Raw genomic sequence first — 12,008 nt, forward strand, 5'->3', positions numbered from 1 at the left:
CCGACATGAAGAAGAATAGTTTCCTACTTATAATGGCCGTTTTTTTAAGCCAATTGACTTTTGGACAATCTGGGCAGATTGATGAAAATCTGGATTGGTCAGAGCGGATGGCTTTGTCCGTGATGAAGCGGAATCCTGAAGCCTGGCAGGTGGATTTTATGGATCGAGCGGTGTGGAGTTATCCACAGGGATTGATGTTACATGCTTTTGAAGAATTATGGAAGAAAACCAACAATGATACCTATTATGATTATATCCAAGCTTATGCGGATAAACTGATTGAGACGGATGGGCAAATCAAAACTTATAAGTACGAAACCTATAATATTGATATGATCAATTCCGGTAAGTTATTGTTCAACCTGTATGGTCAAACCGGTGATGAACGTTATAAAAAAGCAATAGAAATCCTCAGAGGTCAGCTGAAATATCAGCCAAAAACCAGTGAAGGTGGATTTTGGCACAAACTGCGCTATACCAACCAAATGTGGTTGGACGGTGCTTATATGGGCACACCGTTTTTGATGCAATATGCAAAGGAGTTTAATCAGCCAAAGGACTTCGATGAAGCCGTGTTGCAGTTGGAGCTGATGGAAAAACATCTTAGGGATGCCAAAACAGGTTTGCTTTACCATGGTTGGGATGAAAGCAGGTTCCAAGCTTGGGCGGATCCTGAAACTGGCAGATCACCTAATGTATGGGGCAGGGCCATGGGGTGGTATGCCATGGCAGTGGTAGATGCCTTGGATTTTTTACCTGATGAACATTATGGAAGTGTGGTTCTGAAAGGAATCTTGCAAAGGCTCGCATCAGCCGTAAGTCACTATCAAGACAAGGAAAGTGGATTGTGGTATCAGGTGGTCGACCAAGGTGATCGTGAAGGAAACTATTTGGAAGCATCGGTATCCAGCATGTTTGTCTATGCATTGGCTAAAGGTGTGAATAAGGGGCATTTGGATAATGCTTATTGGGTGACGGCCGAGAAAGGCTTTGAGGGGATTATCAGTGAGTTGATAGAGGTGAAAGAGGATGGTGAACTCAACTTGACGCAAGTATGTGCAGTAGCAGGACTGGGAGGTAAACCATATCGGGATGGCTCTTATGAATATTATGTCAATGAAAAGATCAGAGTCAATGACCCGAAAGGTGTAGGGCCATTTATTTTGGCAGCTATGGAATTGGGGAGGTAGAGAGATTGGAAGATTGTGGAATTGTAAAATTATAAATGATGAAAATAAACAGTAGCTATTATATTTTGGGCTTAATAATTAGTCTATTGATAGGTTGTGGCCAAAAGGAAGTTGAACAGGTTGACCAAGGTCCTTGGTCGCAATTGGATTCCATCCGAGCTTTGATTAAGGCTCCTGAATTTCAGGAACAGGATTTTCTTATTACAGATTTTGGTGCCAAAGCTGGAGGCGAGCAGCTCAATACGGCAGCTATTGCCCAAGCGATTGCAGCATGTAACGAAGCAGGCGGTGGACGTGTGATTGTGCCTGAGGGGGTATTTCTTACGGGAGCGGTACACCTGAAGAGCAATGTCAATCTTCATATTTCAGAAGGTGCTGTACTGAGGTTTAGCCGTAACTCCAAAGACTATCTACCTGTGGTGCGCAGTCGTTGGGAGGGCATGGACCTGATGAATTATTCGCCTTTTATCTATGCCTACCAACAGGAAAATATTGCCATTACCGGTAAAGGCGTTTTGGATGGGAATTCTGATATGGAGAATTGGTGGCCATGGTGCGGTGCCAAGCATTATGGCTGGAAAGAAGGTATTGGACGGCAAAATCCAGCTAGGAAACTCTTGCATGAAATGGTGCATGACCAAGTTCCTTTAGAAGAAAGGGTGTTTGGGGAAGGACACTTTTTGCGTCCGCAGTTTGTGCAACCTTTTGAGTGTAAAAATGTATTGATCCAAGATGTGAAATTGATCAATTCCCCTATGTGGAACCTACATCCTGTGCTTTGTGAGAATGTTACAGTAGAGCGGGTTCGCATAGAGACCTTGGGACCCAATAATGATGGTTGTGATCCAGAGGCATGTAAAAATGTCTTGATCAAAGATTGTTATTTTGACACCGGAGATGACTGTATTGCGATAAAATCTGGAAGAAATGAAGATGGGAGAATTCCTGGTATTCCTTCCGAAAACATCATCATTGAGGGTTGTGAGATGAAAGAAGGTCATGGAGGTGTAGTGATCGGAAGCGAGATTTCTGGTGGTGCTAGAAATATCTTTGCTCAAAATCTTTTGATGGATAGCCCTAACTTAGACCGAGTGCTTCGTATCAAAACCAGCTCCAAGCGGGGAGGGATCGTAGAGAATGTGTATATGAGAGATGTGGTGGTGGGTACTTATAAAGAGGCAGCAGTTCGTTTTAATATGTTTTACGAAGAGGAAGGTGATCATGTTCCGACCATTCGAAATGTCATTGTAGAAAACCTTCAAGTCAAAAATGGAGGTAAATATGCTGTTTTGGCCAATGCTTATGAGAGTTCTCCAGTAACCAACTTCCAAATGATCAATTGTCGTATTGATAGCGTGGAGCAGGTATTCAATGTCAACCACTTAAAGGATGTTAAATTTGAAAATGTGGTGATCAATGGAGAGGAAGTTAAGTTTGAAGGAGAAAAAGAATAAATTTTTGGTTCAACTAAATGGCTAAAAATTGGGAATAGGAAATAAATGAAGGACGGTAAGGGAATTGAGGATGCTTGCTTAATTAGGTTAAAAGTGCTCTTAATTTCCCTTCTCTATTTAATGATTGAAACCTAAAGAAAGGAAGTTGTAAAGTAGATGTCTCTTCAATAAAAATGAAATCCAACTCTTAATGCCCCTTAACTTCTTAATGGTTAGTACTAAAAAAAACCTGAAGACATGAAGGGATTATGTACATGAAGGTTTCTTCCTCAAAAAACAACTCCATTCCTTAATGTCCCTTAACTTCTTAATGGTTAATAACTAAAAAAACCATGAAGACATGAAGGGGTTAAGTACATGAAGGTTTCTTCCTCAAAAAACAACTCTATTCCTTAATGTCCCTTAACTTCTTAATGGTTAATAACTAATAAAACCATGAAGACATGAAGGGATTAAGTACATGAAGGTTTCTTCCTCAAAAAACAACTCCATTCCTTAATGCCCCTTAACTTCTTAATTGTTAATAACTAAAAAAAAACATGAAGACATGAAGGGATTAAGTACATGAAGGTTTCTTCCTCAAAAAACAACTCTATTCCTTAATGCCCCTTAACTTCTTAATGGTTAATAACTAAAAAAAAACCTGAAGACATGAAGGGATTAAGTACATGAAGGTTTCTTCCTCAAAAAAACAACTCCATTCCTTAATGTCCCTTAACTTCTCAATGGTTAGAACTAAAAAAACCATGAAGACATGAAGGGATTAAGTACATGAAGGTTTCTTCCTCAAAAAACAACTCTATTCCTTGATGTCCCTTAACTTCTAAATGGTTAGAACTAATAAAACCATGAATAAATAAAGGTGTGGAGAGCATGAAGGACCCAGATTTTTGCAATTTTTGGAGCAGCGTACTTTGATTGTTTTTGAGGTAATACAGTATAGGTCAGAACAGTTCCCTTTACATTATTTTTGAAATTGCCTGTTACAGTAATAATTATTTTTGCAAACCCCAAGTGTTAGTAAAGTTTTAACCAAAATAACCAAGTACTAACATGAATTTTACTTTTACTTATCCATTTAGGAAAGTAGGATTAGCCTGCTTTCTGACCATCCTATTGACAGGATTAATCATTCATCAAAATATTGCCCAAACCTTGGCTTTTCCCGGTGCGGAAGGCTCCGGGAGATTTGCAGAAGGAGGGAGAAATGGTGAAGTGTACATTGTAAGCAATCTCAATGACTCCGGCCCAGGATCCTTTCGAGATGCTGTAAGTGAACCCAATAGAATCGTAGTGTTTGAAGTGGGAGGGATTATTCAGACGGATTCAAGAATAGTCGTTGCCCATAACGTCACTATTGCGGGACAGACAGCTCCGGGAGATGGAGTCGTCATTTATGGTGATGGTATTACCTTCACCCAGGCAAGCAATTCCATTGTCCGTTATCTGCGGGTAAGGATGGGACGCTATGGCACCAGTGGTGCAGACGCCATGACCATGACAGATGATGCTAAGCACCTTATCTTTGACCATGTCTCTGCTAGCTGGGGAAGGGATGAGACTTTCTCTATCACTGGACATGCTGACAGTATCACCATCCAAAACAGCATTATCTCCCAAGGACTGGAAACCCATTCCTGTGGTGGATTATTGGAACCGTCAGGGGTGATCAGCCTATTTAGGAACTTGTATATTGACAATAATACAAGGAATCCCAAAGTTAAAAACCGGAATCAGTTCGTGAATAATGTGGTCTATAATTGGGGCCGCGGAGGCGGATATATTATGGGGGGATCGACAGCTGAATCACGAGCAAATATCATCCACAATTACTATATCGATGGGCCAAGTACGAGCATCCGACCCTTTTCCAGAGGAACGGAGTCATTTATCCCCTATGTGGAGGGGAATTATCATGACGGTAATTTAAATGGTGTTTTGGACGGAGAATTGGTAGAGCAATCTGCATATGAAGGGATCACTACCTTTGCGGATACACCTTACGATTATGCTTTCCCAGAACAGGTTATGACTGCTCAGGAGAGTTATGCTTATGTTTTAGAGGAGGCAGGGGCCAACTATCCGCGAAGAGATCAAGTTGATGAATTCCTGATGACTGAGCTGAGCAGCCTTGGCTTGGAGGGCAAGCTGATTTCAAATGAAAGGGAGCTGCCAACAGGAGGTCCGGGGCAAGTTTTTGGTGCTCCATCAAAAGCAGATACGGACCGGGATGGGATTCCTGATGAGTGGGAAACGGCCAATGGGCTGAATCCCAATGATGCTGCTGATGCCATGCAGATAGCTGCTGATGGCTATGCCCATATCGAACATTATATCAATGGAATTCTGGAGCAAACCCCTGAAGATTTTTTAAGGCCTATAACGGAACTGTCTTATGGTGAGGTTAGTCCTTATGCTGTTGAGCTGGATTGGGTGAATAATGATGGCCGATATGAGGGCATCGTATTAGAAAGCGCAACTGGCAATGGAGAATTTAGCTTGTTGGATAGCCTATCAGGAAATACTAATGAAGTATTGGTTGAAGAGCTTGAGCCGAATACGAATTATCGATTTAGATTGACTCCATACAGCAGTGTACTAACGGCGGTGCCTTCAAATACTTTGAACGTTAAAACCACCCCGATTCCAACAGCTCCTTCTGAAGCGAGCTTGCCCTATCCTGATGATGGTTTCAGTTTTGCGGATACCACTTCTTTGGATTTAAGGTGGACAGGAAGTGATAATACCGATTTTTATTTACTCTACACAGGTAGTGATCCTGAGGATTTGCAGTTGATGGATTCATTAACTACCAATGAGTATCAACTGATAGACTTGATATCCAGTCATACCTATTATTGGAAAGTGGATGTGGGCAATGAACTTGGGCTTACAGAGGGTCCTGTATGGAACTTTACCACCCGTCCTTATATCTCAAGAGGTTTGGTAGGGGCTTGGTTGATGGATCATGAGGAAGGAACTTTGGTGGCTGATAGTAGCCGATTTATGCATGATGGGGAGGTCAATGAACTTAATGATTTTTCCTGGGCAGAAGGAAAGGTAAATAATGCCTTGGACTTCACTGATGCGGAAAATCCTTCCCATGTTTTTATACCTCATGCAGATCAACTGTATTTTGATGAACATTCTTTTGCCCTTTCCATGTGGCTAAAATCCTCTACTCCGACCTCACAATCCTATTTGATTCACAAAGGTACGTTCAAAGCTGATGAGAACACGGGTGGAACTGGGCAATGGTATGGCCTAGAGATCAAAGATGGCAACCTTCGTTTTGCTGTGGACGATGATGAAAACAAAACGGAACTTTCCACTAGTGCATCCCCTATTTTTTCGGGAGATTGGGTGCATTTAGTGGCCATCAGGGACCGGGAGGATGATGTTCTGAGGATTTATTTTAATGGGGTCAAAATAAAGGAAACCAATGACCGCACAGAGAAAAGTATCGGACAGTTGGAACCGATTGTTTTGGGAAATTCAAATGGGTTTGGAACACCTTTTAAAGGCTATATTGATGAGGTGAAACTTTTCAACAAGCGGCTGACTGAGCAGGATGTGCTAGAATTATACCATACCCTTTCGACACCGATGAAAGCATTTGCTCCTTCATTGGCCGAGGGGGCTATTTTGGAAGGATTTGATGATGAAATCCCTGTCAGCTGGAAAGGTGGTGTGAACACTACTTCTTACCAAATATACCTTGGAGAGGAAGAAGATAATTTAGAATTGGTAGGCAGCACTGATGTAGAAAACCCCAGCTATTATTTGAAAGATCTGGAAGGAAAAAAGACCTATTATTGGAGAGTGGATGCGGTAGGACCAAATGGTACTTCTACTGGGGATGTTTGGAAGTTCGAGGCTGCTGCTCCTGCGGGTTTGGTGGGCTATTGGAAGATGGATAAGCAGACGGGGATTTTGATAGAAGACCACAGTATCTATGAACAGGATGGAGTGGCCCAAGGCTTTGCTAGCTCAGATAGAGTAGCAGGGAAATTTGGGCAGGCGTATACTTTTGAAGGCTCGAATAGCACCGCATCCATTGATATTCCCCATGCCGATCATTTAACCTTTGATCAGACTTCGTTTACCATTTCCATGTGGGTGAAAATTCCAGAAGATACCTATCGATATGGGGAAGGGAAAGATTGTTATTTGATTCATAAAGGAAGTTTTGCAGATAATTGGTATGGAATCCAACTGAGAGATGGTCGACTGACATTTGCTATTGATGATGATAGGACCAAAACTTCTGTAAGTACTACCGTTAGCAATGGTTCTTCCCATCCGATATTTATGGATGAATGGGTGCACTTGGTGGCCATTCGGGATAGCGATTCAAGCAAGATCCGATTTTATATCAATGGACAAATGACTGCAGAAACAAGTTCAGGTACAGGTAGGATAGGAAAAACGAGCCCTGTGAGGTTGGGCAATTCTGATGAAGATAAACCTTATAGGGACAAAATGGATGATGTACGACTATATAATTATGCACTGGACCCATCTGAAATAACGGCTTTGTATTATGCTTTTCCAAAACTGAAGGTTGTTTACAAAAATGAAGATCTAAATCAGTTGGTGGATAATCAGATTCAGCCAAACTTCAAATTGGTCAATAAGGATACCATGGCAGTAGATTTAAAGGATATTACTGCAAGGTACTGGTTTACTCCAGAAAATATCCAGCATATTCAAACCAGGTTGGATTATGCTGCGTTGGGAGCAGACCAAGTGGCCATGAGTTATGTAGGCTTAACTGAACCAAGGGAAAAGGCCTTAGGCTATGTGGAGTATAAATTTGAAGAAAATAACCACCTTGCTCAGGGCAATGATTCCGGAGAAATCAAATCGGGAATCCATGATGAAGATTGGTCTGACTTTGATGAAACGAATGATTATTCCATGCTGGAGTCTTCTGACTTTACCCTTAACCCATTCATTACCTTGTATTATCAAGGAAAATTAATTTGGGGCAATGAGCCTTCCCTAGTACCCGAAGAAAGGGTGACCAAAATTTATTCTAAACATCATTCCTCAAAGGATAATACGATCAAAAAGTCCTTTAATTTAGCAAATGATGGTAATACACCTTTAGATTTTGAAGGACTGAGTTTTAGGTATTGGTTTACCAAAGATGGGGGAGGCACTTTGAAGCTTACTGCTGATTATGCTGTATTGGGCAAAGACAATGTGCAAGGCGCCTTTATGGATGTAACTGGAGATTCTTTAAGTGCGGACCACTATGTCGAAGTAAAATTGGATCAGGCCTTGGGAAAACTGGCCCCTCTGAGCAAGACGGGTGAAATAGCGCTTAGGATAACCAAGACCGACTGGTCTGATTTTGAGCAGGAAAACGATTATTCATTTATGGATAATAGTGATTGGACTTTGCAAGATAACATCACGGTTTATTACTACGGAAAATTGATCTTTGGTAATGAACCCCAAGTTAATTCAATTGAATCGGCTGATCTGCGGAGTTTGGCAAAGGCTATAAATAGGGTTAATGGTGAAGGAGAAGTGCAGGTTAAGGTCTTCCCAAACCCCAGTAGCGGATTGATCAAGCTCTATTTGCCAAAAAAAGTTACAGAGTTGGTCAGCGTAAGTATCTATGATGTCAATGGAGTTAAGAAGGCTGATAGATTGATTGACAGCCCGGTGAGCACTTGGGATATCAGCAGTTATGCATCTGGTATTTATTTCATGTATGTAAATATTTCTGGTATAAGGACAGTCCAAAAGATCATCAAGGAGTAGGGGCAGATATTGTTTTAAAGCGCTCCATTTTAAACAGCAGCTTCAGGTGATATGAAGCTGCTGTTTGTTTTATAATAGTTGACTATTAAGAAAGTCCCCCAGATTGATCAGGGAATTGGTTGTTTTTTCGTTCAAGTCCAGTCTAAAGCTTAATAGGAGGCCATTTTTAAACTGACCCTGAAGGGTGAAAGTCATCAGATAAATCTTACTTTATAATGGTACCTTATGCTCAGCTCAGTGATTAACCAAGCTCTTTTTATTTTGATCAGCCACGCAGTAACTTTATTGAATATTAGGGGTTTTCTTTGCTGGACGGTTTTATCCTCAATATCTAAATCCATGGCAAATAGATTGTATGGGCAATTATATAAATTGGAGTTCAAGGCTTATTGCCTAATACAATTTATCAAATTAATGTGATGATACTTTCTCCTTTTCCCCAGAGACATTATAACCATTGCCTATGATAAGTCGGCTGTATAGAACTTCCAGATTATCAACTGTCTTGTTGATATTGTGGAGCATGTATTCAATGTCAATCACATGAAGGATGTGAAACTTGGAAATGTGGTGATCAATGGGGAGGAAATGAACTACCCTTAATTTTTGAGTCTTTATTTTGGTGAAATTCTAATATGCTGTCACATTAATAAATATTGTTTCGTATAGATTTAGAAGAGAGTGTAAGGAAATAGAATTTCGATAATAATGAAAACAGCGAAAATATATTTAATTCTGATTTTGCTCATAAGTTCATGCCATGAGGGAATAAACAAAAAGGCCTGTGAGTATAATGATCCCTTGAAAGAAATTCCTTGGCTAAAAGATATAGTTGAGCAATTTGAAGAAGCAGATGGTCAAGGATCCAAAAAGAAAATCGTTCAATATGAATATAATGGAACGGATATTTTTATGGTTTCGGGCTGCTATGACTGCGCAGATGAGCTATATGTGTTTTATGATTGTGAAGGCAATGAATTTTGTAAAAGTGGGGGAATCGCTGGCTTCCACACCTGTCCTGAAACGGGAATGAAAGAGGTCAAGGTTTTATATGAAAGTGAGTGATTTTGGAGTGAAACTAATTTGATTTACCTGACTACCTGAAACTTTGCAGGTAGCATTCTAGAAACAAAATATTTAAATGATATTCATCTTAAGGCCTTTGGAGCATTCGGTTTTGGGACAGTTGATGGAGGCGTTGAAAAAATGAGCTAGCTCGTGTCGTGGAACAGCGAGATCCGCTCATTTTTAGCTTCCAGCAGCTGGCATAAAATCAAATTGAGCCAAAAGTAACAATGTCGAAAATAAAATTTTCTCAATTTGAAGAATGCTCCTTGGCCTAGATTTTTTGCCTACTTTTTCATCGATGGAAAAAGTAGGAAAGATCAATTTAGGAAAAACAGTATTGAATTTCGATATATGCAACATTTTGGAAACACAGTTTTTTAAGTCAATTCCTTAAAGAAGAATAAGCTTCAAAAAGTGCTTGATCAGATTTAATCAAACTTTCTTAACTGTTTAGGGTCCTAAAAATCACAATAATTAGTCCAAGCAAAAAGATACTAGTGAAAATGATTTTGTTGTACTTGGCCAAGAAGTTGGGAAGGAATATATCAAAATTTTCCCGCTGGGAATTGGAGTAGTTTCTGGCCAGCACGGTCAGTGGGCAGTACATGTTGAAAATTAGCAAGACCAGCCCCTCAAATATTATTAATCCAATACCTATCCAAGTGAAAATATTTATCCTGTTACTTATCCCTGAAAAAAGGATATAAAAAATCACCAAGACAAAAAACATCCAGATAATGGTATGGACCAGTTTTATGATCAATAACTTATCCTTTGGTTTCATAGGTGTTTTTTTGTTTTCAGTTTTTGTCAGGATGCCATGGTTTGAAAATATCCTGGTTCAGGATATTCAAGTCCATTTTCTTTAAATAGGTGCTCGTATTTTACCTTTCCCGCTCTGTACCGTTGCATTTTTAGATCACTGTTTAGCTTTTTTAAGTCTTTTGCGCTTAAAAAGGCCCACAGTGCTTCTTTGAGGCTCTCGCGAGCAAGTTCTTCTTCCTGGAAAAACTGGTGTTTTTGGTATTGCATGCACCAATAGTCCTCAGATTTATAAACAGATTTTTTGATTTTTTGGATTTTTAGAAAAGTAATAATAAGGGCTGCCAAAAGTAATGCGCATCCTAAAAAATAGAGAAAGACCAAGAATATCATGATTTTAATTTGGTTTAAAACACAATTTAGCGTTTTCTGATTAATCCAATAATGGATTTAAATGGAATTATTTCAAGTAGGCACCCATTAGATTTTAAGGCTTGGTTATTTACATAAAACAGAATAAAACGCATAATACAATAGTACATTTTATTGATTTCCAGTAATACTTAAAGAAATCATATCCTTATAAACTTTTAAGAATCAGATTGATGAAGGATTTATTGAAATTGATCTTTATATGCTTTTTAAGCATTAGTATGATTAGTTGTTCCCATTCAAAAGGGGATCAAGGATCAGAAGCCGAGGCAATGCCTCAGACTTGGGCAGAAAAACTTGGATATCCTGCTGGTAAGAAGGTAATTATTCTCCATGCGGATGATGCGGGAATGTGCCCGGAAGCCAATGAAGCTACCATGAATTATCTAAATAATGATTTTATTCAGTCTGCTGCTGCCATGCCACCTTGCCCTAATTTTGATGAATTTATTGCCTGGGCCAAAGAAAGTTCCAAGGAGGATATAGGGCTGCATTTGACGTTGACCAGTGAATGGAAGACCCACCGATGGGGTCCTGTCTCCAATCCCAAAGATGTACCCAGCCTTTTGGATCCACAGGGAATGCTTTGGCCGGAAGTGCCTGATGTAGTTAGGCATGCCGCTCTTGAAGATGTAGAAAAGGAAATCAGGGCCCAAATCGAAAAGTCCATTGCTCTGGGCTACCGCCCGAATCATATTGATACCCATATGGGGACCCTTTATGGCCATAAGGATTATGTCAATGTATTTTTTAAAGTTGCTGAAGAATATAATATTCCAGCAAATGTCATTGATCTTAATAAGCCACATATTGTAGAGAAGTTCAGGAGAGGAGGTTATCCAATAGATGAGGATATCATTGCCTTGGCCAATGACTATTCATTGCCAAAACTGGATGATTTTACCAGTGCTCCAAATGCGGATACTTATGAAGAAAAGGTTGAGAAATTCAAGGCATTGGTAAGATCCTTGGATCCGGGGATTACCGAAATTATTTTTCATCCATCCACGGATACAGAAAACCTGAAGACCATTACCAACTCATGGAAGCAGCGAGTATGGGAGGCCAAAATGTTTGGAGATCCGGACCTGATTCAGTTTTTTGAGGAGGAGGGTATTATTTTTACTAATTGGAAAGAGGTTATGGGGAGGTTTGAAAGTTTAAATTAGGAATTTTGAAATTCTAAGACTTACTTTTTATTCAGTTAATGTTTTATTCTTGATGGTCATCATGAATGCTTCGCATTTCCATTGATGAAAAAGTAACAAAAAATCTAGGCAGTTGTTCTGACTTTTAAATTGGGAGTTGGTTTACTTTAAAATATAGC

7 protein-coding genes are annotated in these 12,008 nt (G+C 39.8%); 5 read left to right on the plus strand and 2 right to left on the minus strand.

From position 1 onward, the window contains the following. Positions 1–5 precede the first annotated feature (5 nt). The 4 genes from KMW37_RS12955 to KMW37_RS12970 all read left to right on the plus strand — a co-directional run bounded on the left by KMW37_RS12955 (position 6) and on the right by KMW37_RS12970 (position 9,484). Positions 6–1,190: a glycoside hydrolase family 88/105 protein gene (locus tag KMW37_RS12955; protein ID WP_215225060.1), complete on the plus strand. Its 1,185-nt coding sequence runs from the start codon at positions 6–8 to the stop codon at positions 1,188–1,190. A gap of 35 nt (positions 1,191–1,225) precedes the next feature. Then, positions 1,226–2,644: a glycoside hydrolase family 28 protein gene (locus tag KMW37_RS12960; RefSeq protein ID WP_317195575.1), complete on the plus strand. Its 1,419-nt coding sequence runs from the start codon at positions 1,226–1,228 to the stop codon at positions 2,642–2,644. Positions 2,645–3,697: 1,053 nt separating this feature from the next. Then, the gene (locus KMW37_RS12965; RefSeq protein WP_215225061.1) at positions 3,698–8,419 is read left to right on the plus strand and encodes a LamG-like jellyroll fold domain-containing protein; all 4,722 of its coding nucleotides are present in this window, start codon (positions 3,698–3,700) and stop codon (positions 8,417–8,419) included. A 708-nt stretch (positions 8,420–9,127) separates the two neighbouring features. Continuing rightward, entirely contained in the window at positions 9,128–9,484 is a 357-nt protein-coding gene (locus tag KMW37_RS12970; RefSeq protein ID WP_215225062.1) for a DUF6970 domain-containing protein, read from the plus strand. Between the two features lie 445 nt (positions 9,485–9,929). On the opposite strand, the gene KMW37_RS12975 is transcribed toward KMW37_RS12970, so the two are convergent. Together KMW37_RS12975 and KMW37_RS12980 are read right to left on the minus strand one after the other, a co-directional pair. Then, entirely contained in the window at positions 9,930–10,271 is a 342-nt protein-coding gene (locus tag KMW37_RS12975) for a hypothetical protein (protein ID WP_215225063.1), read from the minus strand. Positions 10,272–10,297: 26 nt separating this feature from the next. Then, on the minus strand, positions 10,298–10,642 hold the full coding sequence (locus KMW37_RS12980; RefSeq protein WP_215225064.1) for a hypothetical protein: 345 nt from the start codon (positions 10,640–10,642) through the stop codon (positions 10,298–10,300). A 212-nt stretch (positions 10,643–10,854) separates the two neighbouring features. On the opposite strand from KMW37_RS12980, the gene KMW37_RS12985 reads away from it, so the two are divergent. Beyond that, positions 10,855–11,850 carry a polysaccharide deacetylase family protein gene (locus KMW37_RS12985; RefSeq protein ID WP_215225065.1) on the plus strand — a complete coding sequence of 332 codons (996 nt, stop codon included), beginning with the start codon at positions 10,855–10,857 and terminating at the stop codon, positions 11,848–11,850. Positions 11,851–12,008 lie beyond the last annotated feature (158 nt).

The sequence above is a fragment of the Echinicola shivajiensis genome (genome assembly GCF_018642165.1).
GTDB classification, from domain to species: domain Bacteria; phylum Bacteroidota; class Bacteroidia; order Cytophagales; family Cyclobacteriaceae; genus Echinicola; species Echinicola shivajiensis.